Here is a 25,196-nt window from a genome sequence, read left to right on the forward strand (position 1 = left end):
GGAGTCGCGCTCGGCCTCGGAGAGCGCGTGATGACAGCGGACATCGATTTCACGGCGTTCTTCGACGCCACACCAAGCCCGCACCTGGTGCTGGATGCGGACCTGGTGATCCGCTACGTCAACCCGGCCTGCCTGCGGACCGCAGGCCGGACCAAAGACGAGTTGATAGGGAAGTACTTCTTCAACGCCCTGCCGGAAAATCCCGGCTTCGACGACGATGCGGAACGGCATCTGAAAGCCTCCCTGCACCGGCTTCTGGACACCAGGGAGCCGGAAACCGCAGTGCTCCAGAGGTACGACCTTCCCGCCCCCGATCAGCAGGACGGGTTCGAGGAGCGATGGTGGTCGGTGGTCCACACCCCGCTGTCCGCGCCTGACGGCACAGTGAAGTGGATCATCCAGCAGATAGAGGACGTCACGTCCTTCGTCCACTCACCCCGGGCACGTCGGCTCGGCGAGGAGTCGCCCGAACGAACGCAGGGCATGGCCGCCGAGCTGTACGCACGGGCTCGCGAGCTGCACCGGCTGAACCAGGAACTGCGCCAGGCCCACGCCCGCGAACAGCAGGTCGCCATCACCCTGCAGGAAGCCATGCTCTCCGTCCCCGACCTGGACCGGCACAGCAACATCGCCGTGCGCTACCTGCCCGCGACCGCGTCACTGAACGTGTGCGGCGACTGGTACGACATCGTCGACCTGCCACCCGACCGCTACGCCGTGGCGGTCGGAGACGTCGTCGGCCACGGACTGCACGCCGCCGCGGTCATGGGCATGCTCCGCAGCGCCCTGAGCGCCGTCATCCGCGCCATCCCCAGCCCCGCCCAAGCCCTGGAGATCCTCAGCCTCTATGCCCGCTCCGTGGACGGCGCCATGGCCGCCACCGCGGTCAAGGTACTCATCGACACCCGCAGCAGGCTGATCATCTACAGCAACGCCGGGCACCCACCGCCGATCCTGCTCCACACCGACGGGACCTGCGACCTGCTGGACCAGGCCACCGACCCCCCACTCGGCACACGCGAGCACCATGTCCCCCGCCCCCAGGCCGGCCTCCCTTACGGGCCGGGAGACACCCTCGTGCTGTACACCGACGGCCTCATCGAACGCCGCGACGAGGACATCGACGCTGGCTCGGAACGCCTGACCACCGCCCTGGCCCAGGACCGAACCCTCGCCCCTGAACTGCTGGCCGACGCACTGCTGACCCGGCTCGACGTCGTAGGGGGTGTCTCTGACGACATCGCTCTCGTCATCATCCGCCTATAAGTTTGCGCGACTTCTGGATAGCGCCCGGAGATACTCCAGCCCGAGCCCGGATCAGGAACAGGCACTGAGCCACATTAGTCATGTCAGCACGATGTGTCGCACCGGCGCGGTGTTCGATGCCTGCTCCGCCGCACCGACATCATCGACGCTTTCAGCGGGCCTTCACCGATACCTCTGGGCCGACCGACCTCCACTCCCCTTGTCTCAGTCACGCACTGCTACAGCTTCGCAACACCCGCCGCACCGGCCCGCTGCCGCCCATATCAACGTCTTCATGGCCACTACACCGCCCCGCCGCTCCGGCCGCACCGCCCGTCTGCAGCGCGTCGCCCGCCGCCAAACCCGTACCGTGCCCCGCCGCGCTGCCGCACCGATCGGGTCCCGCCCGCCAGGGCGACGACACCGGACCCGTACCGGGCCCCCGCCCCCCGCCGCCCAGCAGCCAGCCGTCCTCGCACCAACGGACCTGTGGACGCGCATCCAGCAGGCCGCAGGCACCATCGCCGCCCTGGGCACCCTCGCTGTGATCGTCTTCACCTGGCTGTCGCTCCAACAAGTCGACAACGAGCAGGCCCTCACCCGCAACGAGCACGCCCTCACCCGGGAAGGACAGGTCACCGACCGCTACAACAACGCCGTCGGCAACATCGGCGACGACTCCCTGGAGGTGCGCCTGGGCGGCATCTACGCCCTGCAGCGCATCATGGAGGACTCCCCCCGCGACCAGCCCTCCATCGTCAACGTCTTGTCCACCTACATCCGCAACCACGCCAAGAAACCGAGACAAGCCGCAGACGCCTCCAACCGGGAACCGGCCAGCGACGTTCAGGCAGCCCTCACCGCACTCGGCAGCCGGAACCGAGCCCACGACGGCAGCGCCAACGTGGACCTGCACGACACGTACCTGTTCGGCGTAAACCTGCAGGGCGCAAACCTGCACGGCGCAAACCTGATGGGCGCGGATTTGATCTGCGTGAACCTGGCTGACACGAACCTGTACGGCGCGAAGCTGAACGGTGCGAAGCTGCACGGCGCGTACCTGGCCGACACGAACCTGAACGGCGTGAACCTGAACGGCGCGAAGCTGAACGGCGCGAAGCTGTTCGGCGACAACGTGACCGACGCGAGCCCGTTCGACGCGGACCTGTGCGACGCGAAGCGGTAGTGCACCGCCCTTCAGGCGTGACAACGCCGTCCGGACAAGGGCCCGGTGAGGCCGTCATCCAGGTAGTAGCGCCTCCGAGGACACCAGCGAGGAGAACCAGCACAGCTCTGCGATGCGATCTTCTTCGCCTCACTGGAGCGGATCACCCTGCTGCCGGTTCTCAGCAACTTTCCAGATGGCCAGGGACTCCGACCGCTCTCCGAAACCGACGACAAGCGCTCTCCGTTCTCGCCTACGCAGCCAGCTGACGATGTCGAGCACGGCGGCACCCCGGCATGCGGTCGATGATCTCCAGCAGCTCGGACTGTCCCAGCGACCACCTGGGAAACGCCCGCACTGCCGCGCCCCGGCCGACTTGCCGGGAGGGCAGCCCTCCCTCTGCGGCGCGGTCAGCGCTGCGATCCGGATTCCGCCGCGGACAACCCCTCCGGTGGTGCCGTGCCCTCGGTGACACCCAGGTCCTGGGTCCCTACGACAGACAGCAGTTCCAGCTGCTCGGCTCCAAGGCTTCCGGGCGGCGCGGTGAACCACAGCAGACGTTGGCGTCCGTCCTCGCTGAGGAGGTTGCAGCAGTCGAGTTCGATGACGCCGAGCGTGGGGTGGACGATCTTCTTGTGGTCCATGCGGCGCACCGCGACGTCGTGGGTGTCCCAGAGGGCTGCGAACTCCTGGCTGCGGCGGCGTAGCACGGCGATCATCTTCGTGACCTCCGCGTCCCGGCCGCGCCGGGCAGCTGCCGCCTGGAGGTCGGCCACGAACACCCGGGAGTGGTGCGGGTGATCCTCGGACGGGTACCTCTCGCGCGCCTGCGGGTCGGTGAACCAGCGGTACACGAAGCTCGCCGCCGGGCCGCGGTGTGCCGGGGACTTGCCGAGCAGGTTCCGGGCCAGGTCGTTTTCCACCAGGGTTTCGTGCAGGTCGGTGATAACGCGCGCGGGGGTGTTGGACAGCCGGTCCAACAGTCCGAGAAGCGCGGGCTGCACATGTGCCGACGATCCGGTGGCCGACGGGGGGACCGGCCGTTCGGCCAGGTGAAACAGGTGGTCGCGCTCGTCGACGTTCAGGCGCAGGGCCCGGGCGAGGGCGGCCAGGGTCTGGGCCGAGGGCTGCACGCCGTTCTTCGCGCTGCCGCGTTCCAACTCGGTGTAGTAGTCGGCTGACAGCCCTGCCAGCTGGGCGACTTCCTCGCGACGCAGCCCGGGGACGCGCCGGCGCGGGCCTTGGGGGAGGCCGACCTCGGCGGGGCGGATGCGGTCGCGGCGTGTCCTGAGGAAGGCGCCGAGTTCTGGAAGGTTCACCCCTTCATGGTCGCTCGCGCGGCAGGCCGTAGCCAGGGGGTGGCATCCCCTGGGTAAACGCAGCCCTGGCTAGGGGTGAGGGACCGGCCGATCGTTGAGGACGCAGCAGGGCGACGGCGAGACCGCGGCCCGATCGCATCCATCACAGGAGTCAGTCATGCCTATCCCCACTTCCCTCGACGGGAGGGCTACGCCGGCCCGGCCCTCCGTCTCACCCCGTGTCGCGATCGTCACCGGCGGCTCGCGTGGCATCGGCCGCCAGACCGTCGGCCGGCTGGCCGCCGACGGGTACGCCGTCGTGGTCGGCTACGCCGGCAACCAGGACGAGGCCGAAGCAGCCGTGAAGGAGGCCGCCGACGGCGGGGGCCGGGCGATCGCGGTGCGCGCCGACGTCGCCGACGAACACGCCGTCGCGGCCCTGTTCGACGCGGCCGAAGCAGAGTTCGGCGGTGTCGACGTCGTCGTGCACGCGGCCGGGCGGGCGCGCATGGCGCCGATCGCCGAGCTGGACCTGGCCGTCCTGGACGACCTGCACCGCACTAACATCCGCGGCACGTTCGTCGTCGTCCAGCAGGCCGCCCGTCGGGTGCGCCCCGGCGGCGCGGTCGTGACGTTCTCCACGTCCGTGGTGGGGCTTGCCTTCCCGGGCTACGGCGCGTACTCCGCCAGCAAGGGCGCGGTCGAGGCGCTGACGCTGATCCTGGCCAGGGAGCTGCGGGGCCGGGACGTCACCGCCAACGCCGTCGCGCCCGGCCCCACGGCCACCGACCTGTTCCTGGACGGCAAGGACGAGGAGACCATCGCCCGCCTGGCAGCCCAGCCCCCGCTGGAGCGCCTCGGTACCCCGGCCGACATCGCCGAGGTCGTCGCGTTCCTGGCCTCCCCGGCCGGCCACTGGATCAACGGCCAGGTCGTCCGCGCCAACGGCGGAATCATCTGAGCCGCCCGCGACCGCCCCATGGATCAACGGAGGACCCTGTCATGGGGAACGACGACGCCGGAAAGGTCATCATGGTCACCGGGGCCTCTCCCCCCCAGCGGCATCGGGGCGCTGTCCGTGCGTGCTCTGGCCCTCGCCGGTCACATCGTGTACGCGGGCATCCGCCGGATCGCGCGACCCGCAACGCGACCGCGGCGGCCGACCTGACGCGCTACGGCACCGACCGCCAGGTCGACGTGCACGCCGTCGAGCTGGACGTCACCTGCCAGGACTCCGCCGGCGCCGCAGTCGACCGGATCCTCGAGGAGCTCGGCCGACTGGACTTGGTCGTGCACAATGCCGGGCACATGGTCCTGGGCGCCGCCGAGGCGTTCACGCCGAGCAGTTCGCGGACCTGTACGACGTGAACGTCCTGGGTACTCAGCGCGTCAACCTCGCCGCCCTGCCGAAGTTGCGTGAGCAGGGCGACCAGCGTCACCGGCCCCTGATGTGCGATCTGGGCAAGCGCCTGGCCGCGCTCATCCCTTCGGACGCCGATGTGACCGGGGTCGCTGGAGCCGTCGTGCGCTTGGTCGCGATGGCGCATGGCGCTCGGCCGCTGCGTACCTACATAGACCCCAGCCGAGACGGCAGCGAAGTCGTCTTCGCGGTCGCCGACCGCGTCCGCGTCGATTTCTTCAGCCGCATCGGACTGGACAGCCTGCTTACCGCAGGCAGCTGCCTGTAACGCCCACTGAGAGAAGGAACAACCAGCCATGCCTTTCGCGAACTTCAAGGTCCCCGAGAAGACCCTCACCCCGAAGCAGAAGGAGGAGATCGTCACCCGCACCACGGAGCTGTACGTCGAGATCTACGGCGAGCGCGCCCGTAACAACACCATGGTTCTGGTCGAAGAGGTCGCTGACGGTGGCTGGGGCATCTCCGGCAACGTGCTGACCCTCGCCATGCTCGGTGAGGCGATACCGACCGACACCGGCGACGCCTGACCGAACTGGCCGTCATTCGGCCAGGCCAGCACCGTGAAACCGAAGGCCGCCGCAGATCGCGCCCGGCGGCCCTCGGCTGCGCCCCGGCTGTGTCGGGCGACCTGAATAGGTGCCTCACCGCGACGACGCGGCCGGGGTTGAGGTGTTGTCGGTGGACTACCAGGCGTTGATGGCCGCCGCCCTGGAGGCGGGAGGAGACGGGCTGGGCGCCCGGCGGGCAGCGGTGGTGCTGGGCCGGGACAGTGCGTCTGCTTCCCGTGTCGAGGGAGCCAGGGGTGCTGTCCGAACAGGTTGGAGGCTGCGGCAGCGGTGGCCCGGCCTGCCTGGTTTAGCCCCGTAGTAGACCAGCAGTGGTCTTGTCATGGCGTCGGTGAACTTTGGCGGCAGCGGAGCCGGTGACGACGTCGACCAGGTGCACTGCCTCGCCCACGGTCGTCATCTGCGTGTCCGGCACCGCGGATGGGGCGAGGGACCGCAGATGGAACGCCTCCTCGGTCGCGGCGGTGATCCGCTCCGGGGAGTGCCCGGACGTCCGGCCCGTCTCCGGGAGGGCCGCGGCCTAGAGGGCGGGGTTGCCGAACGCCGGTGCCGCGGCTTGCGGGGGCAACCCGGCCAAGCGTTGAGCATCGAGGCTGTCCGGCTGTCACCAATATCAGAGGTCCGGTCACCCGGCCCGCTGGGTTGTCTCCTCTGCCTGGGCGGGTACCGCGGGCAGGGGGACGGTGCAGGAGGCGCAGCGTCGGGCCTGGGCCGGGACGGGGCTGAGGCACTCGGGGCAGTCCCGCTTGGGGGCTTGGACATCGTGGTGGGGAGCGAGACGCTCGTGCAGCTTGTTGATCGGGAGTACGACGAGGAAGTACAGGGCGCTGGCGAGGAGGAAGAAGCTGATGGCCGCGTTGATGAAGGCTCCGTAGGGGAACTTGGTGGCGCCTACTGTGAAGGTCTTGCGGGCCATGTCGCCGGTGGCACCGGTGACCAGCCCCACGAGCGGGGTCAGAAAGGCGCTGACGAAGCCGTTGACGACGGCGGTGAACGCCGCTCCGATGACGATGCCGACCGCCAGGTCGACCACATTGCCGCGCAGGATGAAGCTGCGGAAGCCCTTCACCTTTACACCCTTTCAAGTCCATGACGTCGACGGGCGACACTCCGGCTCCTCACCCCGGATGCCCTGCCACGTCTCACCCATACCTGCTGCGCGGCGGCACCACGGGTGCCGCCGGCTCGCCGAGGCCGTCCTCTGCATTGGTGTCGTCCGTCTGGGCTCGGCCGTCGGTTGTCGGCCACAAGGTGCGTGGCGTCATGACTCGATCGGTGCCACGACCATGCTGATTACCGTGCTTGGAGGCGCCACCCGGTGCGGCAGTCTGCCCGTACCTCCCCGTTAACGTGTCGCGCTCAGGTCACTCGGGCGGGTCGACCCGTGATTGGAGTTGCTGCCAGCAGTGGCGGACGTGCTGCTCAGCCTCTCGTACGGCGGAGGAGGTGTCGTCGGAAAGCGCGGTTGGAGGTGATGGGGCCTTGTACTTGTCGGCGTCGGGTGTGCTGCGGCGACGCGGCGGGTGAGCAGCGCGGGCGCGTTGTGTTCGGCCGCCCTGGTGGAGGGCTGCTGCCCGGGCGACCAGGATTGCGGCGATGACTGCTGCGGCGGTCAGCGCGGCAGCCGCGTGCTGATCGGACATGGCTGTGAGCGTCCTTCGTGCGGGTACTGGTCCGGAAGCGGGAGGCCGGTATCCGTGTCGTACCGGCCATCCCGTCTCTTCATGCGTGTCAGCCGGGCCAGGTTCCGGTAAGGCGGCGAACGACGGTGGCGCCGGCGCGGTCGACGGCCGCCTTGACTCCGGCGAAGATTGCGCCCTGGATCGTGGCGGCGAGCAGCACCTCGCGCCAGGAGCGCTCTTCGTCGGTGGCGTCCGGGGCGTCGTCGTCGTGGCCGAGTATCTTCCACGTCTATTTGAACAGCGCTCCCGCGGTCATGCCGCTGACGGCGCCGAGCGCGAGACCGACCGGCTTGTAGGCGATTCTCGATGCCTTCACCCGGCTCATCCCTTCCGGCGGCGGCAGGCCAGCCACACCACGACGGCCACACCCGCCGCGAGCAGCACCTTGCGGTTGTCCCGTGCCAGCTGCGCCCCCTGGGCGGTCTTCTGGCGCACCGGGTTGGGCGCCTTCTCCTCCCACAGCTGGCCGGCCTGGGCCGCCTTCGCCCGAGCTTGGTTGGCGGCCTGGGCGGCCTTGTCCTTGACCGGATCGGGCACCCGGTCCTGTGCCTGGCGGGCCAGGTCGGCGGCCTTCGCCTTCAGTTCCCCGGTCTTGACGGCTGTCCGCTCCTTCAGCTCGCCGGCCTTCGCTGCGGCCTGCTCCTTGACCTCGGCGGCCTTCTCTTGGGCGCGCGCCTTTACGTCGGTCTTCGCTGCGAGCGCCTCGACCGTCTCCCCAAGCTCGGTCCGGGTCTGCTCGACCTGCTCGCGCAGTTCCTCGGGGCTGGCGGCGGTGGGCTCGTCGTGAGGCGGCTGGGTCATCGGTGGGCACTCTCCTTGATCTCGGCCACGTCGGCCTTCACGTTCTCGACCGTCTGCTCGGGCGCCGGCGGCGCGGCCTGGTCGACCTGCTTCTTTCCACTCATGGCCATCACCGCGGCGATCACACCCGGCACCGCCGTGACGATCAGCCCAGCTGCCCACACCGGCAGCGCCACCGCCAGCGCGGCGATCACGGTGGCAACCAGCGCCTGCGCCATCAGGAAGCCGACCACGCCGGCGCCACCGAACAGACCGCCGCCCTTGCCGTAGCGCTTGCCCTTCTCCTGCATCTCCGTCTGTAGCAGGCGCAATTCGCCGCGCACCAGCTCAGTCAGCTGCTGCGAGGCCCGCTGCACCAGCTCGCCCACCGGCTCCTGACCGGAGCGGTCCGTGCTCTGACCGGGCCCGGCATGGTGCGGTTGCGTGCTCGACATGGCGGTCACCTCCCGTCCCTCTGAGTTCCCGCGGGCCGGACTGCGTCATGCGCCCGACCATCCGATGAGGGCGCGAGTACCCCGAGCAGGCGAATTCAGGACGGGCGGTATTGCCAGTGTGCTGCTGCTTCCGCCAGTCCGCCCGGCTCTCACCCGACCTGCCAGGGACAGTGACGCAGAATCAGGCGCGGAGCGCGCCGGGTGAGCCAGGCGCAGGCCAGGCCGATGGCGGCGCCGGTGGCCACGTCACTTGGGTAGTGGGCGCCGCTTTGCACCCGCTCGAGCGCCACCATGGCTGCCGGTACGGCACACGCTGCTCCGGCGGCCGGCCACGTGGGTACCACGGCGGCGGTGAAGGCCCCCGCGGCGGCGGTGTGCCCGGAGGGGAAGGAGGAGGAGTCGGGGCGGTCGTCGACCTCGTTGTGGGGGGAACCACTCCTTCGGCGGCCGCGGCCGGTCGGGCACCTGCTTGCACACGCCGTTCGAGATCTCGGCCCCGTATTTCAGAGGGACACGCGCGTTGTTCTGCCAGCGGCAGAAGAACGGCCGGACCGGGCTCGGTGATCACTACAGTCCCGCCTCGTGACGACGATTACGACGCGCACGGTCGAGTACCCGGCGGACGGTTTGACGATGATCGGGCACCTCACGCTCCCGGCCGGTGTCGACCGCCGGCCCGCGGTGCTGCTCGGACCAGAGGGCATGGGGCTCAGCGACGTCGAGCGCCGCCGGGCCGACGCTCTCGCCGAGCTGGGATATATAGCGCTGGCCTTCGACCTTCACGGCGGGCGCTATTTGGGCGACCCCGAGGAGATGCTGGCCCGTTGCATACCGCTGCTCGCTGATCCCGACCGGATGCGGGGCATCGGCCATGCTGCGCTCGACGTGTTGCGCACCGAACCGCGGACCGACCCCGACCGGATCGCCGCCATCGGCTACGGCACCGGAGGCGCCGTCGGGCTGGAACTCGGGCGCGACGGCGTCAACCTGCGCGCGATCGGGACAGTCAACGCACTGACCACGGGCCGACCGGGCGAGGCCGCGCGTATTCGCTGCCCGGTGTGGGCCGGCGTCGGGTCGGAAGACCCGATCATGCCGCCCGCACAACGGGAGGCGTTCACCGCTGAGATGCAAGCCGCAGGCGTCGACTGGCGCCTCGCGGTCTACGGCGGCGCCTTGCACGCCTTTCACCACCCGCCGGTCGACCACCCCACGGTCCCCGGCGTCGGTTACCACCCACGGCACGCGCAGCGAGCCTGGCGCGACGTCGTCGACCTGCTCGCCGAGTGCCTGCCCGTGACGGAGGATCTGGGGCATGTCCCAGGTAAGCATGCTGGCGCCGGGCACTGACAGTCTGATCCATATCGCTTTGGCAGACCTCATGGCCCGCCGGAGCCGGCCAGCGACATCCAGGCAGCCCCTACCTCACTCGCCAGCCGGAATGCAGTCCACGACGGCATCGCCTTCAGCTACTCCGGTTGGCATCCGGTGTACCCCTCCCCCGCTGCATCTGCTTCTGGTCGCGCTCGACATGACCATCATGCCGACCGGAGCGTCCGATGCCGGCTGTATCGAGAGCTATGCCGAGAACCCGGTGCACTGGGTCACGGTTCGCCGCCCCGAGGTCGTCGGCACTGGGAAGAGCACAGGCCGCGGCCGCCTCGCCGATCGCCGCCGGCTGGACGCGCAGTACCTGGGTGACAGCAACCGGCGGGCTGGCCGCTGGGGGGCCCGTCCGTACACGCTGACGGCTCCCGCCCTGCGAACAGGGAAGGGAGCCGTCCAGGTGTGTCAGGAGGCGTGATGCCTTCAACCGGTCATGCGTGACGGTGCGAACGCCGGTTGCCGGTGATGAGGCGGTAGAGGGCGAGCAGGATGACGGAGCCGGCGATCGCGGCGATCCAGGTGGAGAGGTGGAAGAAGCCGTCGATGGAGTCGACGCCGAAGATGACCTTGCCGAGCCAGCCGCCGAGCAGACCGCCGGCGATGCCGATGAGCATGGTGATGACGATGCCGCCGGGGTCCTTGCCCGGCATCAGTGCCTTGGCGATGGCGCCGGCGAGCAGGCCGATGATGATCCACGCGATGATGCCCATGGTGCCTCTCCGCTTCGTGATGTAAAGGTTCTGTCAGGTCATCGTGTACACCGATCGCGCCCGAACAAACGTCTTGTTCGTACCCGGTGTGCCGGCTCCTGGGTAAGCCGCGATCAGAGAGCGCGGAGTCAATAGAAGTCCCGCGGACGGTCCGCGTGCTCGGAGCTGTCCACGTCGACGCCGGCCGTCTGCCATCTGCTCCAGTCCTCCACCATCAGCATCTACGGGGTCAGATCGAGGCTGTTGGGGTACTCGGTGATCGTGGAAACGGCCCGGCCCTGCCCGTCAGGGACGCGGGACTTTCTCGCCGTGCACGGCTGTGTATTCGGCTGCGAGCCACGGGCCGAGGTCGTTGATGAGCATCCCGAGCACCGCCGGGTCGGTTGACGGCGCACGGCCAATGGATGCGGCGACACGCATGTGCTCGACGTGCTCGGGGTAGTAGCGGCCGAAGAGCTCGGCGGACTGTTCGAGGTCGCTGGTCCAGCCGCCCCATCGAGGCATGACCAGGGTGAATCCTGTGCGGACGATGCGGCGGCCGACGAGACGGCTAAGGGCCCGGCGATCGGCGTCCGTGGTGGCTTCGGCTGCTTTGGCACGCCAGCCTGGGAGCACGCGGGCCAGGTCACCGTTGGTCTCCCGCGCGAGTAGGGCTGTGGGGCGGTAACGGGGCAGTTGTTCTGCAAGATCGGGGCCCAGCAACGGGGTGCAGAGGCAGGCGATGAAGAACCCGCCATCGTGACGTTCGACGTCGCTGAGCAGAACCCGCGTGCTGGTCAGCAGGATCCCGACGCCGTCGATCTGCGGGAATGCACGGTCAAGTAGGGCCTCGATCGCTTTGGCGTCAACCCGGTCCGCTTCGGTGGGCTCGTTGTGAAGGGCGAGTTGGAGGTCGAGGTCGGAGAGGCCGGGGGTAGCGGTGCCACGGGGGATGCTGCCATAGAGGTAGGCGCTGTGCAGGCTCTGTCTGCCGAACCTCTCGGTGATGTGAGCGCGGGCGGCATCGACGACGGGGACGAACGCTGCCGGCACTCGGTCCAATGTGCCTTCGCGTGCGATCGTTCCATCGCGGTTCAGCCCTCGTTCAGTCATGAGGCCACTGTGCCTTCGGTCGGCGCGAAGGCCAACTTCCCATCTAGGGCAACCACGTCGCCGTGGCCTGCTCGTGGACCTGGCCGATGGCTGGCGAACAAATACGACATCCGCTCCGTTGGTACTCATGAGGCCGGGTAGGTCTTCGGACTGGGACACGTCGGTTCGGGACACGAAGACCTCACCATGTACACCAACTCGTTCACCTGCGACACGAAGGCCAGGGCGCTCGGCAAGGGCGATGTCCTCGCCCTTCGCAGCATCTATTGAGGAGTCGTTCATGAGTTGGGCTGGTGCGGGGCGTCGCTGGACCGGACGGCCCCCTGACGCCCCGCGCCTGCCTCCCTCTGCAACAGGACCGCTCTCGGGGTATGAAATGGGCTGCGGACCGCACCCGCACAACCGGGGTCTGGCCGATCCGACTCCCCGCTCCGGCCCATGGCAGAGTCATCGACGTCCGGCCTCATCCTCAAAGACGCCGATGCCGCGCTCCTCCGGCACCGCGACGCAGGGGTACGGCCGGCGGGGACGAGGTCTTGGTGCGGTCGTAGACGATCAGAGGCGCGTGAACGCCGCAACTCATTTGCGCTGCCCAGCGGTTGACGCGGCGAGTCGGGCTCGTGGTCGATACGGTGTTGCACGGAGCGGGCGACGACCTGGCGCCGCTCCACTCAAGGAAGGGAACCCACGTGCGCCCCCCGATACTCCGGTCCGCCCTCGTCGCCGTCTGCGCCACGGCGGCCGTCACCCTCGTCGGCGCCGCCCCGGCCACCGCGGTGCCGTCGACTCCGGCACGGGCTGCCAGCCTCGCCCCCGGCCTCGGGTCGGTGACCGAGCTGTTCGCCGAGCGGCTGCTGCTGGCCGACAAGGTGGCCGCCGCCAAGTACGGCACCGACAAGCCCATCGACGATCCGGTGCGCGAGCGGCAGATCCTGGACGACGTCGCCGCGAGGGCCGTCGGCCTCGGGCTCAACCCCGACGCCGTGACCGCGGTGTTCCGCGACCAGATCGAGGCCAACAAGTTGGTGCAGCGCGGCCTCTACGCCCGCTGGGACGCCCACCCGGAGGAGCGGCCGACCGAGCGGCCCGACCTCGTGAAGGAGGTGCGACCGGCGCTCGACCGGATCACCACGGCGCTGCTGACCGCATTGCGGGAAACGGAGGGGCTGCGGGCGCGGCCTTCGTGCGGCCCGCGTTTGCGAATGGCGGCGGTATGGTCGGCCTACGGGCACCGGCTGGACACGCTGCACGTGGAAGGGCTGGGGCGAGCCCTGCCATCGGTGTGCGAGGGCTGAGATGTGCTTCCGCGCCCGGGCCAAGTCGTGCAATTCCCGTACGCGTGTCTTCAAATGATCTTGAATGGTGGATCGTGATCGGGTGATACGTCGCCCAGAACTGTCCGATGCCGAGGGGGAGTTCGTTTTGCTGCCCGTGTCGTGTTGCTTGGGCGCAAGCGGCTGGATGACCGCAGGGGCCTCAACGGGATCGTGTGGAAGTTACGTACGGGCACGGCCTGGCGGGATGTGCCCGAGTGGTACGGACCGTGGGCCAGGCTGCACCCCCGTTTTCGCCGGTGGGCGGCGCACGGCACGTTCGAGAGGATGTTCCGCGCCGCCCAGGCGAACGCAGTCGCCGTCGGCGACATCCACTGTCTGATGTCGCTCGACTCCACCATCGTCCGTGCCCGTCAACATGCCGCGGGGGCTCGAAAAGGGGGCTCCGCAGTCCGGCCCTCGGACGCTCCCGAGGCGGCCTGACAGGCCTGCGCCGGTGTGGGCCGTCCGCTCGCCTTGTTCGGCGCCACGATGCCCTGGGCCTTCTGAGGGGACGGTGGAGACCAGGCTGGCGCGTGACAGGCCGGGACGCTTCCACCGTTCCTCAGCGGACTTTGGCGGCTCTCTTAAGGCTTCTTGAAGATGACCTTCGAACACAAGTCTCCGCCCTGTCCGGGTCCTAGGCTTTCGAACACCCCCCACAGGTCCGGTGGTCGCGATCGCGGCCACCGGACACGGGGCCGAGTCAGCCGACCGACAGACCGAGGTGTCCTGCATGGGTTCCCGCCGAACCGCTCGCTCGTCCCGCCTCCACGCCCGCCCCCGCGGTGGGCCGAAGACGCGCGGTCCCGCGCTGGCCATGGGAGCCGTCGCTGCGATCGCGGGCGTCGGGATCACCGTGGCCGTCGTCAGCGGCAAGGACGGCGACGCGTCGGACCGGGTGGTCGCGAACAGCACGGACAGGACGCCGGGCGCCGGGGACGCCGCCGGCGGTGCGGCGCCGCTCGCCTCCGCTTCGGCGAGCCCGAGCACCACGGCGAGCAGCTCGCCGAGCGCGAAGGCGAAGGAGAAGCAGAAGCAGAAGCAATCGGCGACTCCTGCCCCCCGTGCACGGAAAACGACTGTCCCCGAGTCGAAGGCACCCGCGGGGACGACGGCGAAGGGCAGCAGCGGCGGCGGGGCGGCGAACGGTTCCGGCGGCATGCGGTCGGGCGACACCGGATCGGGCTCCGGATCGGGCTCCGGATCGGGCTCCGGGTCGGGTTCCGAGTCCGGTGGCGGGTTCGAGGCCCAAGTGCTCGCGATGGTCAACAAGGAGCGGGCCGCGGCGGGATGCTCGCCGGTCACGGCGAACGACCGACTCACCCGGGCCGCCGACGACTACAGCGACGTCATGGCGAGCAGCGGCGTAATGTCCCACACCGGTCCCGACGGCTCGACGATGACGACCCGGGTCGAGGCCGCGGGGTACCAGTGGTCGACCCTGGGCGAGAACATAGCCCGGGGCCAGGCGGACGCAGCCTCGGTGATGAAGTCCTGGATGAACAGCCCCGGACACCGCGCGAACATACTCAACTGCTCCTTCAAGGAGCTGGGCGTGGGCTTCCACTTCGGCGACGGCGGCCCCTGGTGGACGCAGAACTTTGGCGCCGGTCGCTGACCCCGGTCACCGTATCTCGCCGCCGGCCCCGCCCGCGTCAGCCAGTACGAACGACACCCTCACCCGGGCGCCGCCCAATGGCGCCCGGGTGATCGTCAGTTCGCCGTCCGCCGCGCCGGCCGCCCGGGCCACGATGTCCAGGCCCAGCCCCGTCGAGCCGCCAACGCTCACACCCCGCGTGAGCGCTGCGTCGGGGTCCGCCACGCCCGGTCCCGCGTCGTCGACCGTGAGCAACACGTGCCGATCCGCCCGCTCCACGCGCACGGCGAAGGCGGTGCCCTCCGGGGTGTGCCGGAAGACATTGCCGATCAGAGCATCGACGACGGCCGCAAGGTCATCCTCGGGGAAGGCGACGGGCACCAATCGCGGCGTGAGGGAGCGCTCGTAGGGTCGTCCTTGCTTGGCGGCGAGCACCGACCAGAAGTCCAGGCGCATGGCGACCACCTCGGCGACGTCGCACGCCTTCGCCGCGCCGGCCGCCGCACGGGCCGACCGCGCCGACGCCAGCGGTGTACGGGCCGCGGCGATGATCGAGTCCAGTTCGCTCTCCAGCTGGACGGCCGCCTCCGCGACCCGCCGGGCGCTGGGCGTCGACCCCATCCGGTCGGCCTCCAGGTAGAGAGCGGTCAACGGGGTGCGCAACCGGTGCGAGAGGTCGGCGACCAGCTCGCGTTCCACGGCGAGCAGGTCGAGGACACGGTCGGCCATGGTGTTGAACGCCGCACCGGCCTCCTGCAGTTCGGGCGGGCCGTCGGGTTCGACACGCACGTCCAGGTCGCCGGAGCCGAGAGCCAGTGAGGCGCGCTTGAGACTGCGCGATGACCTGACGACGCGGGCGCCGAGCCGGTCGGCGACGAGTACCGAGCCGCCGACCAGCCCCAGCGCGAGCAGCGCCATGACGCCCCAGGACGCGGCCACGCCCCGGGTGAGGTCTGCGGCGGGCACGAAGGCTTCCACGACCGCGACCCGGTCGCCCTGCAGGACGACGGGCTGGAGGTAGACCCAGCCGCCGGCGGTGTCCACGGCGAGCGTCTCACGCCCGCGCACGGCCCGGTCGAGCGCCTCCCGGGGCGCGCGCGGGGTGCCGACGAAGCCGCCATCGGGCAGACGCACGACGAGCTGGTCGGAGGAGCCGAGCTCGGCGGCGGCCTGCTGCACGTCGGCGCGCCGGGTGGTGAGGGCGAGCACCGGAGACAGGGCGGACGCCCGCTGCTCGGCGGCCGTGGTGGCCCGGTCCCGTGCCTGTTCGCGCACGAGGAGGGCGAGGGGGATGAGGAAGGACAGGGCCACCATCGAGGTGACGGCCAGGGCGATCCCGGCGAGTGCACGTCTCATGGCGAGCTGACCAACTTGATGCCCAGGCCGCGAACCGTGCGCAGATAGCGGGGCTTTCGCGCCTTCTCGCCCATCTTGCGGCGGAGCGCGGAGAGGTGGACGTCGACCGTCTGGTCCTCGACGTACGGCTGCTGCCACACGTCGGCGAGTATGCGCTGCCGGGTGACGACCTGGTCGGCGTGGGCGGCGAGGTAGGCGAGCAGATCGAACTCGCGGCGGGTCAGGGGCAGTTCCCGGCCGGCCAGGTGGGCGGTGCGCGCGGTCGGGTCGATGCGCAGGTCTGCCACCTGCAGGACGGGCCGCCGAGCCGCAGTCACGTCGGCGGGCACGGACCGGCGCAGCACGGCGGCGAGCCTGGCGGCGAGCTGGCCGCCGGAGAACGGCTTGACCAGGTAGTCGTCGGCCCCCGCGTTGAGCAGCCGGATGATCTCGCTCTCGTCGTCACGGGCGGTGGCGACCAGGACCGGCACACGGGAAATGCCCCGGATCATGCGCAGCACGTCGAGGCCGTCGAGATCGGGCAGTCCCAGGTCCAGCACCACGATGTCCGGCGGGCTCTGGGTGATCTCGCGCAGCGCCTCGAAACCCTGGTGGGTGGTCCTGACCGCGTAACCGTGCCCGGTCAGGACCTCGATCAGCGCGGCCCGGATGACGGGGTCGTCCTCGACGACAAGTACAGAGGCCATGAGCAGGCACGTTAGCCGGTCCGTCACTATGGTGCCGTGTCCCGCCTCCTGCGTTACCTGTTTATATGGCTGGCCTGCACGGCGGCCAGTGTCACCGCCGTCATCCTCACGATTCACTTCGTGGTGGGGTCGACCCGGCCGACCGCGCCGGTCGCGCAGTCCGCGCCGGGTGAGCCTCTGAAGTCCCCGCGGCCCAGCCCCACCACCGCGAAGCCCTCCCCGAGTCCGTCGGCGAGCAGCCGAAGGCCCAGCCCCCCGCCCCGAGGCAGCGAGCCGGCGGCCGGTCCCAGCCCGACGCCCACGCCGACACCCACCGCCCGCACCAGTACCCCTGGGGCACCGACCGGCGCGGACGGCTCGGGGTGCCAGGAAGGCGGCGCCGGCGTCTACACGGTGCCGTCCGAGGGCGGCAAGGCCACCGTGCGGTTCGGCGACGACGCGGTGTGCCTGATCTCGGCGGTTCCGAACCGGGGGTTCACGGTGAGTACGAGCCGGACCGAGGCGCAGACGCTCACGGTGACGTTTTCGGCGAGCCGCCACCGGTCGGAGATCACCGCCACGGTCCAGCCGCAGAGCCGGGCCGACGTCCGTGAGGTGTCGTGGTGACTCCCCCTGAGCGAACATGCCTTGCTCGCCGGGCTCGTCCTGAAGAGGTGAGGACACCGAGCATGATTCCGTTCACGGCCGGCCGCGAACCGACGACGAGCGGATGTGGCTGGGCAAGGCCAGGGAACTCCGGCATGAGGCTGACCGCGTGGAGGCCGTTGCCCGAGGTATGTGTGCCGGGGCAAGCTCACATCGCACAGCCCCGCTCAGGAGATCGATGACCACCCCGTGTTCCCTACGGAGCCCCCGTGTGATGTGCGCGCCGCCCCCTTCGCCTACCGGTTGACGGACCGCATGCCTGCCTCGTCGTACCGTTCACCGGCCGCCTCGGGCAGCTCCGACTCGATGCGGGCCAAGTCGTCCTCCGCCAGGTCGACGTCGACGGCGGCGGCGTTCTGCTCCAGGTAGGTGCGGCGCTTGGTACCCGGGATCGGCACCAGGTCCTCGCCCTGGGCCAGCACCCAGGCGATGGCCAGCTGAGCCGGCGTCACGTCCTTCTCGGCGGCGATCTCCCTCACCTTCGCCGCCAGCCGGAGGTTCGCCTCCAGATTGGCGTCCTGGAAGCGCGGGTTCTGGCGGCGCCAGTCGCTGGCGTCCAGGTCTTCCGGCGAGGTGAACCGCCCGGCGAGGAAGCCGCGGCCAAGGGGCGAGTACGGTACGAAGCCGATGCCCAGCTCCCTGCAGGCGGGCAGCACCTCGGCCTCCACGTCCCGCGACCACAGCGAGTACTCGCTCTGCACGGCCGTGATCGGGTGCACGGCGTGCGCACGCCGGATGGTCTGGGCGCTCGCCTCGCTCAAACCGATGTAGCGCACCTTGCCCTCGGCGACCAGTTCGCCCAGCGCGCCGACCGTCTCTTCGATGGGCACGTTCGGGTCGACCCGGTGCTGGTAGTACAGGTCGATGTGGTCGGTTCCCAGACGCTTCAGGGAGCCGTGTACGGAGCTGCGTACGTGTTCGGACGAGCCGTCCTGCGGCCCGACCGTGCTGATGTCGCCCGGTACAGCGTCGTCCATCCGGTAGTTGAACTTCGTCGCGATCACATACTCGTCACGGCGCCCCCGGATCGCCTCGCCGACGAGGGACTCGTTGGTGAGCGGGCCGTACATCTGCGCGGTGTCGAGGAAGTTCACGCCGAGGTCGAGGGCGTGCCGGATCGTCGCGACGCCCTCCTCTTCGTCGGCGGTTCCGTAGAAGGCGGACATGCCCATGCACCCCAGGCCGATGGCCGATACCTGCAATTCCCGCAGACTGCGCTTCTGCATGTCGTGTCCCAGCCTTCCCTGCATGCTTGATCGTCCTTCGGGCGGCACGAAGTTGCCCGTCCATCCAGGCACAGATGCCAGCACCCGGCATCTCCGCAGGAGCGGGCGCTGACACAGCCTCGTGCGCCGTTGCGTCCTCGACGCTATGACTTCGAGCGCACTCCATTGCAAGTGAGATGTGAGGAAGGCCTGGCTCCTGGTCGGGCACGGCGCGCTCGCCCCGGGCGCAAGCCGTCCGGGCCGAGCCCGAGCGTTCCGCGCCGCCCCCGCCGCCGACCCCTGGCCTGACGTCTCCCAGGAGCCCGTGCCAGGCCCCCCGGTTCAGGCCAGTAGGACATCCTCACCCGCCGTCACAGGGACGATCTGCTCGGCCGACGGCGCCTTGGCCTTCACCGGCGTCCCGAAGTTCGACAGCGTCATCGTCGTCATGGCCTTCACACCGCCGAAACAGGACAGCCGGACCTGAACGGCGCGCCCCTTCCCATCGACCCACACGTCCGCATAGACGGGCATGTCGTCGCCCAGCTTCTCGCGCAGGTCGTTCAGCCCTCGCTTCGTCTCCGCCGTCATCCGGAGCGTCGCGGTGGCGTGGTCGATCGTGCCCCGGTAGTGCACCGCAGGGGCGCCATTCACCTGTTCCTTGCCCTCGTTCGACACCTGCCGCATCGCCTTCACCTGGCGCAGCAGGTGCTCCGGGTCATTCAACGGCGCCCGCAGGAAATAGCGGGTGAGCGCCTCGCTGCGGACGGCCGAGCCCCACCTGTCCTCGCCCACCTCCCGCGAGCCCCGCACATAGACGGTGTCGCCGACAAAGACCTCCTCGACGGGGTCCATGCCACTGTCCTCAAAATCCACCGTTAGCCGGCCCCTGTCACCTGCCAGGTCGAACGCGCCGGCGATCGCGAACACGTAAGTTCTGGGGCTGTCGGCAGACTTCAGCTCGATCTTCTCGTCCACGCGGGCGCTGTCCGCGCTCGTCCTCTCGATCGCGGCACGCACGGCCGCCCCGTGATCCATGCTCTTCTCCGCACTCTCCTCCGCGTCACTGTCCGCACCACCGGAACAGGCTGTGCACAGCAGGAGGACAGCAGCTGAGAGGAGGTGGGCGCGGCGCATGAACTCTCCGGGGAATCGGAACTGCGGCAGGGTGGAGCCCGAGAGGGCCTGTAGATCGTCGCACGAAACCGGTTGCAGGGCCCGAGAGTTTCGGCCTTGACGCCCTGTCCCTTCGGTCGGAGGTCGCCGCCGCCTCGTTCCCTCATCCAGTCGGCGTGACCACGGTGATCCACATGCCCAACACCCGGCCCCCGCCGCACGACATGGCGGGGCGCCTAGCGTTCTTTGGCGGGGGGCGACTGTGCCGCCCCCGACCGAAGGCGTGCAAGATTCGCGGGTCAGGAGTGGTCGCCGCGTCCGGCCCTGCGCAGGATGTCGCGTTCCCGACCGACCTGGGTCTCGAGTGAGTCCTCGTCGTCGATGACGATCGTGTCGTTAGCCGGCTGGGCTCGTCCCTGGACCACGGCCTGCACCAGGAGAGCGTCCTGGAGAACGCACTAGTGCTGTCAGTGGCCGTTGATAACGCGGTACGACAGCATCTCGCCGACGCTGATCCGGGCCATGGCGGACGAATTGCTCGACCATGTCGCCGCGCGAACGGTGACGGAGCCGGGGCTCGACGCTGCGGCCGGCACGGTCGCCGTCACCGCCGCGGAGTGTGTGCACGGAGTGCTGAGCATCATGTGCTTCCCGAACGGGGACCATGAACTCCGGTTCCCCCTCGTCGGGGAGCGGATCAGCACGGACCCGGACGACGACGAGTTCGGGGACGGGCCCATCACCTTCCGGGACGTCGTCAAGGAGGCGCCCACCGCGCGGACCTGGCTCGACATGTTCGAGATGTGTGTCGTCAGCGGGCATGTGTGGGACTGGGAGCGGGGCATCGGGCTGCTGCTGCGCGGCGACTACGCACCCGCCATCCGTGACGGCGTGCCCTACAACCGGTACACCTCCGTCTCCGACCCCGCTGACCTCGCCGCCGTGGACGCCCTGTGCCCCTATCTCACCGAAGCGGCCGGGCATCTGCCCCGCGACTGGCCGACGGTTCCGCTGCGCAAGCCCGACGCCGGGGAGCGCGCGGAGGCCGCCCGCCGGCTCGACGAGGTCGGCGACGCGCTGAGCGCGGACCAGCGGCTGCTCCGCGTACTCCTCGACGACGACCAGAACGCCTTCGAGGACTCCCTCATCGCCCGGCTGGTCGCGTACCGGGAGAGCGTCGAGGACGATGCCGGTGATCCCGCGCCCCGGTCCCTCCTCCCCCTCGGCACCCTCGCCCTGGCCTGCCTCGCCGTCCAGGTCCATGGGTGGGAACTCGGTGTCCGGTCCGGGTATCTGCCGCACGGTCTGCTGGGATCGCCGGACGCGCCGCGCCGAGCGGCGGAGGGGAACCGGAACAACTTGGGCTACTGGGCCGCCAAGTAGGCCACCCGAGGGACGGGGCATGAGTGTGACGGGCGTGAGGGGCGTGATCTTCCCCATTGAGGCAGGGCGTACGTCTGTGCGACAGCCAAGGACGGAAGACCACCCTGCCCCACGTCGCCGACCGCCATCTGCCCGGATCTCAACGCCCTGCGACCCCGTAGCCCCGCCAGCGCCGAGCCTCAGGCCGTGTCTTTCGCAGTCAGCTTCCAGTGGCCCCCAGCTCATGCGCAAGCCGCATGCAGGCGGGACGACCACCGGCGCCGCCAGCGCGCCGGAGGAACGAGGCCAGGGTTCCTGTGCCTGTGGCAGCGACGGCCCCTATCGACGTGCCTTTCGCGCCTGGGGGTGATGGGCGGGGCCTGGGGGGTACCTGCGGTTGAGTACGTTGAGTACAACGCACGCTCGATCGTGGGAGGTACCCATGGGCAAGCTGGGAGATATGGCGGGCAAGCTCAAGGAGATGGCGAAGGGCCATCCGGACCAGGCCGACAAGGGTGTTGCGGGCGCCGAGCGGTTGGTCGATGAGCGGACGGGCAACAAGTACGCCGCCCAGACCGACAAGGGCGCCGAGGCTGTGCGCCGCTCCTACGGAAGCAGCGGCACGACGGAGCGCTGACCCTCACGCCCGACCACTGGCCCCCGGTTCACCATGCCGGGGGCCAGTGTGCCGAAAGCGCACTTCGGACCGCTGCGGCAGTTCACCGTCGCCAACTCGAACCACCCCAACCACACCGTGCAGACCGGGGCCCTGCACGGCTACCTCCGCTGGCGCAATGCCAATGCCCGCCACCATGACGTCCTGGTCGCCCAACGCAAGGAACGCGCCCATATCCGCAGCGAGAAAGGCATCCGCTGGGGCGGCCGACCCGCTCTCGCCGCATGATCAGGCGACCTGGCGAACGTTCCAGGTCCCAGCACCACCTCCGCAGCGAAGCTGTCTGGGCTACTTGACCAGCCGGAAGGCGGGGTGCCCAACCCAGGCCGCAGGAGCTCCGCCGATCCCAGCACCATCCAGTCGTCGACCACGGCCGCCCTCACCCGGATGCGGACGTTGTATCCCGCCGGAGACTTCGACCCGTGCCGCTTCCGGCCGACCCGGGCATCATGCGGGCGGTTGCCCGCGAACACCGTGTACCAGTGCTCGAACTGGGCCGGTTGTCGTGCCTCGGCGCGTACCGGGACGTGGTCGAACCAAGGACGGTACGAGTCGGCGATCCGGTCGCCGTGCAGAATGGTTCGTGAGCTGAAGCGACCGCTGACCGGCCCTCGGGATGTATGGCGGCACGGCGTCCCGAGGCGACGGCGTTCGCGCCGTGTCCGCCGGGTGGTCGGGCCGCCTGGATGGTGGCGCGAGTGACGCGGTGGTGTCACGATTCGCACATCGTCCAAGTGCGCTGTGGTGTCGGGGGTGTTGAGCGTGCAGGCGTTGACCGACGACGATCCGCGGCAGGTGGGCGAGTACCAGCTGTTACGCCGCCTGGGTGCGGGCGGCATGGGCCGTGTGTATCTCGGGCGGTCGCCCACCGGTAAGTGGATCGCGGTCAAGATGGTGAAAGAGGAGTGGGTCAGCTCTCCGGGCTTCCGGGAACGGTTCAAGCGCGAGGTCCGTGCGTCGCGGGTGGTCTCCGGGCCGGGCACGGTGCAGGTGCTGACCAGCGACCCGGACGCGCCCGTGCCCTGGCTGGCCTCCGACTACGTACCGGGGCCCTCACTCGACGAGGCTGTGCGCGGCCATGGTCCGCTGCCCGTGCCCGCTTTGTGGCGGCTGCTCTCGGGGCTGGCCGAGGCCCTGGGCACGGTGCATGCGTGCGGGCTCGTCCACCGTGACCTGAAACCGGCGAACGTGCTGCTGTCCGCCGACGGACCACTGCTGATCGACTTCGGGATCGCCCGCGCCGCCGAAGACGTGGCACTCACCAGAACGGGTGTTCCTGTCGGCACGTCCGGTTACATGTCGCCGGAGCAGTGGCAGGGGCGGGGGCGGGAGATACGGGGCGCCAGCGACGTCTTCTCGCTCGGCGTGGTCCTGGCATTCGCGGCCACCGGGTTCAATCCGTTCGGGTCTGGAGCGGGGGTGGACTACCGGATCGTGCACGAGGAGCCGGACCTGAGCGGTGTGCCGGACGACCTCGCGGCGGTGGTGCGCAAGTGCCTGGCCAAGCAGCCCGGGCGCCGTCCCTCCCCCGAGGAACTGTGCGCCTGGACGGAGGAGCACGGCGCCGGACCCGCACACTGGCCGCCCGCCTCCATCGCGTCGGAGATCGCCCGGAGGAGCGAGCAACTGCTCAGCCTCGAGGCCGCCGATCGGGACGCGGGGACGGGACATGACCGGGGCGGGGTTCCTCCAGGCACTGCGGCCACCGCACCCGTCGATGCCGTTCCCCCGGCCACCGCCGTCTCACCGACCGCCGACCCGCCGCCGGTCACAACGGTCGCGGCGGTCACGGCGGATCCACCTCCGCCGACGGTCACTGAGTGCTCCCCCATTGCAGACCTGCCCACAGCCACGACCCCGAGAGCCCCGATCACACCACCCACGGTCGAACCGCCGACCGCTGTCGCCCCACCTCCGACCGCTGTCGCCACACCAGCCGGCTTCGCCAGTCCTTCCGGCTTCCCCCACCCGACGTACGCGGGTCCACCGCCGTCCCCCCGGCCGCCGTCGAAGGAGCCGGGGCTGTCGGCACGCACCGCGCCGGCCAGTGACCCGGCAGAGCAGTGCTGGATAGCGCCCTGGGTGCGCGGCTGGCTGCTGGGCCACCCGCTGCTGAGCCTGTTCGGCTTGCTGCCGATGACCGTCCTGTTGGTGGTGGGACCCGCCCTCAAGGCACAGGCGCGCGAGCATCCGACGACGGACAAGAACCCGCGTTGGTGGCTGGAATTGCACCATTGGGCGATGGAGGACGACGGGTGGCGGGTGCCGTTGACGGTGATCCTCATCGTCGCACTGGCAGCACTGCAGTACTTCCGTGCACGGCTCGGGCGCCGTTCCCTGGGCGGCATCCGGACGTGGGCCGCCGCCATCGGCGGCTTCTGGCTGCTGTGGTCGGTCATGGTGCCGCAGACCATGTTCTGGGTCATGGGGGTGGGCGACGCTACCGAGGAAGACCTGATGAGCGCTTGGGCGTTCAACACCGTGAGTGTCACGTGGTGGACTTTGTTGGCCCTCACACTGGTGGCGCCGTTCACGGCGGTGGCGGGCTTGGTTCGCGTGCTGCGCGGATTCTTCGGTGACGTAGGCCGACCGAGACGGCCCACCGTGGTGGCCGGGACGGGCAGACGCTCGTCCTATGGCTGAGTTCGACTGCCACGCCATCGGAGCCGCGACCGTCCTGGCCAACAGCAGAACTCGTACACCGCGTGCAGTCCGGCCGCGGCCTCTGTGTCGAAGCAGGCTCGCAGGCCGAGCACGGCCCAGCCCGGATGGAACGTCTCGCTCACGCGCCGTTCGCCCATCGCCCACTTCAGGCCCCACCGGGCCAGCTCGAGGATCGCCGGTCCGAGTTCCTCGCCCGCCTCGGTGAGGGCGTACGCGGGGGTGCGAGCGGGCGCAGGAAGCGTGATCTTGTGCGCCAGTCCCTCGCGCTCCAGGTGTTTTAAGCGGGCGGCCAGCAGCGGGGACGGTGAGGGCGTGAACCCCGAGCAGCTCTTCGCGATCGGTTACGCCGCCTGCTTCGGAATGACGCTCGCCCTGGTCGGGCAGCGCGGCAAGCTAAAGGCGGACGACGCGGAGATCGACTCGTCCGTCTCACTGATCCCCGTCGGCGGCGGCCGCTTCCAGATCGGCGTCGAATTGCGGATCTCGCTGCCCTCGGTCACCGAGGAGCAGGCGGTCGGACTGGTCAGGACGGCCCATCAGGTCTGTCCGTACTCCAGTGCCACGCGTGACAACATCGACGTGACACTGGTGGTCAACGGAACCCGGCTGTGACATCGCCGCGCCGTCACCTCGCGAGCCGCGTTTCTTCGTGGACGCCCGTGTGAGCAGCTTCCTGCCCGGTTCCCGGCGGGGCACCGCCCCGCGCCGGAACAGCCGCTTCGAGAGCGGCCTCGCCGGCGGCCTGCTCGGCCTTGACCCTGGCCTTGTCGCTGG

General features: G+C 69.8%; 30 protein-coding genes and 5 pseudogenes. 18 read left to right on the forward strand and 17 right to left on the reverse strand.

All coding sequences use genetic code 11. The features are described 5' to 3' along the window. Positions 1-30: 30 nt before the first annotated feature. Together IE212_RS23630 and IE212_RS23635 are read left to right on the forward strand one after the other, a co-directional pair. Positions 31-1,266, forward strand: coding sequence for a PP2C family protein-serine/threonine phosphatase (locus IE212_RS23630; protein ID WP_190199933.1), 1,236 nt, complete (start codon positions 31-33; stop codon positions 1,264-1,266). 274 nt (positions 1,267-1,540) lie between these two features. Then, entirely contained in the window at positions 1,541-2,431 is an 891-nt protein-coding gene (locus IE212_RS23635) for a pentapeptide repeat-containing protein (RefSeq protein ID WP_190199934.1), read from the forward strand. Positions 2,432-2,820: 389 nt separating this feature from the next. On the opposite strand, the gene IE212_RS23640 is transcribed toward IE212_RS23635, so the two are convergent. After that, complete coding sequence (locus IE212_RS23640; RefSeq protein ID WP_190199935.1) at positions 2,821-3,729, reverse strand: helix-turn-helix transcriptional regulator; 909 nt, start codon at positions 3,727-3,729, stop codon at positions 2,821-2,823. Positions 3,730-3,886: 157 nt separating this feature from the next. Here IE212_RS23640 and IE212_RS23645 point away from each other — a divergent pair, with 157 nt between their 5' ends. The 5 genes and pseudogenes from IE212_RS23645 to IE212_RS35665 all read left to right on the forward strand — a co-directional run. Beyond that, entirely contained in the window at positions 3,887-4,669 is a 783-nt protein-coding gene (locus IE212_RS23645) for an SDR family oxidoreductase (protein WP_190199936.1), read from the forward strand. A gap of 41 nt (positions 4,670-4,710) precedes the next feature. After that, entirely contained in the window at positions 4,711-5,076 is a 366-nt protein-coding gene (locus IE212_RS35655) for an SDR family NAD(P)-dependent oxidoreductase (protein WP_373301422.1), read from the forward strand. Next, a complete protein-coding gene (locus IE212_RS35660) occupies positions 5,073-5,396 on the forward strand; it encodes a hypothetical protein (RefSeq protein ID WP_373301423.1) in 324 nt (107 codons plus the stop codon). Before IE212_RS35655 ends, IE212_RS35660 begins: the two co-directional genes overlap by 4 nt. 28 nt (positions 5,397-5,424) lie before the next feature. Continuing rightward, positions 5,425-5,655, forward strand: a complete 231-nt coding sequence (locus IE212_RS23655; RefSeq protein WP_190199937.1) for a tautomerase family protein — start codon at positions 5,425-5,427, stop codon at positions 5,653-5,655. Positions 5,656-5,764: 109 nt separating this feature from the next. Continuing rightward, a pseudogene (locus tag IE212_RS35665) lies at positions 5,765-5,995 on the forward strand (hypothetical protein); the annotation flags it as partial. A gap of 42 nt (positions 5,996-6,037) precedes the next feature. On the opposite strand, the pseudogene IE212_RS35060 reads toward IE212_RS35665, so the two are convergent. The 7 genes and pseudogenes from IE212_RS35060 to IE212_RS35065 form a co-directional block, all read right to left on the reverse strand. Beyond that, positions 6,038-6,247 (reverse strand): annotated as a pseudogene (locus IE212_RS35060) (ATP-grasp peptide maturase system methyltransferase); the annotation flags it as partial. Between the two features lie 72 nt (positions 6,248-6,319). Continuing rightward, positions 6,320-6,763, reverse strand: a complete 444-nt coding sequence (gene mscL / locus IE212_RS23660) for a large conductance mechanosensitive channel protein MscL (RefSeq protein WP_190199938.1) — start codon at positions 6,761-6,763, stop codon at positions 6,320-6,322. A gap of 295 nt (positions 6,764-7,058) precedes the next feature. Next, complete coding sequence (locus IE212_RS23665; RefSeq protein WP_190199939.1) at positions 7,059-7,337, reverse strand: hypothetical protein; 279 nt, start codon at positions 7,335-7,337, stop codon at positions 7,059-7,061. A gap of 88 nt (positions 7,338-7,425) precedes the next feature. After that, positions 7,426-7,692 (reverse strand): annotated as a pseudogene (locus IE212_RS23670) (DUF4235 domain-containing protein). A 5-nt stretch (positions 7,693-7,697) separates the two neighbouring features. After that, positions 7,698-8,177, reverse strand: a complete 480-nt coding sequence (locus IE212_RS23675; RefSeq protein ID WP_190199940.1) for a DUF3618 domain-containing protein — start codon at positions 8,175-8,177, stop codon at positions 7,698-7,700. Continuing rightward, positions 8,174-8,611, reverse strand: coding sequence for a phage holin family protein (locus IE212_RS23680; RefSeq protein ID WP_190199941.1), 438 nt, complete (start codon positions 8,609-8,611; stop codon positions 8,174-8,176). The genes IE212_RS23675 and IE212_RS23680 overlap by 4 nt, the downstream gene beginning before the upstream one ends. Before the next feature lie 149 nt (positions 8,612-8,760). Next, positions 8,761-8,970 (reverse strand): annotated as a pseudogene (locus IE212_RS35065) (phosphatase PAP2 family protein); the annotation flags it as partial. Positions 8,971-9,193: 223 nt separating this feature from the next. On the opposite strand from IE212_RS35065, the gene IE212_RS23690 reads away from it, so the two are divergent. Both IE212_RS23690 and IE212_RS23695 read left to right on the forward strand, forming a co-directional pair. After that, entirely contained in the window at positions 9,194-9,961 is a 768-nt protein-coding gene (locus IE212_RS23690; RefSeq protein WP_190199942.1) for a dienelactone hydrolase family protein, read from the forward strand. Between the two features lie 181 nt (positions 9,962-10,142). Continuing rightward, entirely contained in the window at positions 10,143-10,415 is a 273-nt protein-coding gene (locus IE212_RS23695) for a hypothetical protein (RefSeq protein ID WP_190200086.1), read from the forward strand. A gap of 13 nt (positions 10,416-10,428) precedes the next feature. On the opposite strand, the gene IE212_RS23700 is transcribed toward IE212_RS23695, so the two are convergent. Beyond that, the gene (locus IE212_RS23700; protein ID WP_190199943.1) at positions 10,429-10,707 is read right to left on the reverse strand and encodes a GlsB/YeaQ/YmgE family stress response membrane protein; all 279 of its coding nucleotides are present in this window, start codon (positions 10,705-10,707) and stop codon (positions 10,429-10,431) included. A 285-nt stretch (positions 10,708-10,992) separates the two neighbouring features. Continuing rightward, positions 10,993-11,799 (reverse strand): nucleotidyltransferase domain-containing protein, encoded by an 807-nt coding sequence (locus IE212_RS23705; protein WP_190199944.1) that lies wholly within the window; start codon positions 11,797-11,799, stop codon positions 10,993-10,995. A gap of 689 nt (positions 11,800-12,488) precedes the next feature. On the opposite strand from IE212_RS23705, the gene IE212_RS23710 reads away from it, so the two are divergent. The 3 genes from IE212_RS23710 to IE212_RS23720 all read left to right on the forward strand — a co-directional run bounded on the left by IE212_RS23710 (position 12,489) and on the right by IE212_RS23720 (position 14,733). Beyond that, positions 12,489-13,094, forward strand: coding sequence for a chorismate mutase (locus tag IE212_RS23710; protein WP_190199945.1), 606 nt, complete (start codon positions 12,489-12,491; stop codon positions 13,092-13,094). Between the two features lie 141 nt (positions 13,095-13,235). After that, entirely contained in the window at positions 13,236-13,556 is a 321-nt protein-coding gene (locus IE212_RS35670) for a transposase (RefSeq protein WP_190199946.1), read from the forward strand. Between the two features lie 292 nt (positions 13,557-13,848). After that, a complete protein-coding gene (locus IE212_RS23720) occupies positions 13,849-14,733 on the forward strand; it encodes a CAP domain-containing protein (protein WP_190199947.1) in 885 nt (294 codons plus the stop codon). Positions 14,734-14,739: 6 nt separating this feature from the next. Here IE212_RS23720 and IE212_RS23725 read toward each other — a convergent pair whose 3' ends face one another. The 3 genes from IE212_RS23725 to IE212_RS35070 all read right to left on the reverse strand — a co-directional run bounded on the left by IE212_RS23725 (position 14,740) and on the right by IE212_RS35070 (position 17,077). Next, positions 14,740-16,068: a sensor histidine kinase gene (locus IE212_RS23725; RefSeq protein WP_190199948.1), complete on the reverse strand. Its 1,329-nt coding sequence runs from the start codon at positions 16,066-16,068 to the stop codon at positions 14,740-14,742. After that, complete coding sequence (locus IE212_RS23730; protein ID WP_190199949.1) at positions 16,065-16,754, reverse strand: response regulator transcription factor; 690 nt, start codon at positions 16,752-16,754, stop codon at positions 16,065-16,067. The genes IE212_RS23725 and IE212_RS23730 overlap by 4 nt, the downstream gene beginning before the upstream one ends. A gap of 113 nt (positions 16,755-16,867) precedes the next feature. Beyond that, on the reverse strand, positions 16,868-17,077 hold the full coding sequence (locus IE212_RS35070) for a hypothetical protein (RefSeq protein WP_229864553.1): 210 nt from the start codon (positions 17,075-17,077) through the stop codon (positions 16,868-16,870). A gap of 70 nt (positions 17,078-17,147) precedes the next feature. Here IE212_RS35070 and IE212_RS23740 point away from each other — a divergent pair, with 70 nt between their 5' ends. After that, entirely contained in the window at positions 17,148-17,360 is a 213-nt protein-coding gene (locus tag IE212_RS23740) for a hypothetical protein (protein WP_190199950.1), read from the forward strand. Positions 17,361-17,635: 275 nt separating this feature from the next. Here the strand turns inward: IE212_RS23740 and IE212_RS23745 are convergent, their stop codons facing one another. The 3 genes from IE212_RS23745 to IE212_RS35455 all read right to left on the reverse strand — a co-directional run bounded on the left by IE212_RS23745 (position 17,636) and on the right by IE212_RS35455 (position 20,154). Next, complete coding sequence (locus tag IE212_RS23745) at positions 17,636-18,625, reverse strand: aldo/keto reductase (protein WP_190200074.1); 990 nt, start codon at positions 18,623-18,625, stop codon at positions 17,636-17,638. A gap of 321 nt (positions 18,626-18,946) precedes the next feature. Next, on the reverse strand, positions 18,947-19,741 hold the full coding sequence (locus IE212_RS23750; RefSeq protein WP_190199951.1) for an SCO4651 family lipoprotein: 795 nt from the start codon (positions 19,739-19,741) through the stop codon (positions 18,947-18,949). A 278-nt stretch (positions 19,742-20,019) separates the two neighbouring features. After that, on the reverse strand, positions 20,020-20,154 hold the full coding sequence (locus IE212_RS35455) for a hypothetical protein (RefSeq protein WP_268250790.1): 135 nt from the start codon (positions 20,152-20,154) through the stop codon (positions 20,020-20,022). Between the two features lie 88 nt (positions 20,155-20,242). Here IE212_RS35455 and IE212_RS23755 point away from each other — a divergent pair, with 88 nt between their 5' ends. The 4 genes and pseudogenes from IE212_RS23755 (at position 20,243) to IE212_RS23770 (ending at position 24,401) form a co-directional block, all read left to right on the forward strand. Beyond that, the gene (locus tag IE212_RS23755; protein WP_190199952.1) at positions 20,243-21,103 is read left to right on the forward strand and encodes an immunity 49 family protein; all 861 of its coding nucleotides are present in this window, start codon (positions 20,243-20,245) and stop codon (positions 21,101-21,103) included. A 421-nt stretch (positions 21,104-21,524) separates the two neighbouring features. Next, positions 21,525-21,719, forward strand: a complete 195-nt coding sequence (locus IE212_RS23760; RefSeq protein ID WP_190199953.1) for an antitoxin — start codon at positions 21,525-21,527, stop codon at positions 21,717-21,719. 54 nt (positions 21,720-21,773) lie between these two features. Continuing rightward, positions 21,774-21,986: pseudogene (locus IE212_RS23765) on the forward strand (IS630 family transposase); the annotation flags it as partial. A 534-nt stretch (positions 21,987-22,520) separates the two neighbouring features. Next, positions 22,521-24,401 (forward strand): serine/threonine-protein kinase, encoded by a 1,881-nt coding sequence (locus IE212_RS23770; protein WP_190199954.1) that lies wholly within the window; start codon positions 22,521-22,523, stop codon positions 24,399-24,401. On the opposite strand, the gene IE212_RS35075 is transcribed toward IE212_RS23770, so the two are convergent. Beyond that, a complete protein-coding gene (locus IE212_RS35075; RefSeq protein WP_308430244.1) occupies positions 24,392-24,760 on the reverse strand; it encodes a winged helix-turn-helix transcriptional regulator in 369 nt (122 codons plus the stop codon). The genes IE212_RS23770 and IE212_RS35075 overlap by 10 nt on opposite strands. On the opposite strand from IE212_RS35075, the gene IE212_RS23775 reads away from it, so the two are divergent. Beyond that, positions 24,735-25,034: an Ohr family peroxiredoxin gene (locus IE212_RS23775; RefSeq protein ID WP_229864557.1), complete on the forward strand. Its 300-nt coding sequence runs from the start codon at positions 24,735-24,737 to the stop codon at positions 25,032-25,034. The genes IE212_RS35075 and IE212_RS23775 overlap by 26 nt on opposite strands. Positions 25,035-25,196 lie beyond the last annotated feature (162 nt).

Source organism: Streptomyces djakartensis (assembly GCF_014651075.1).
GTDB classification, from domain to species: Bacteria; Actinomycetota; Actinomycetes; order Streptomycetales; family Streptomycetaceae; genus Streptomyces; species Streptomyces djakartensis.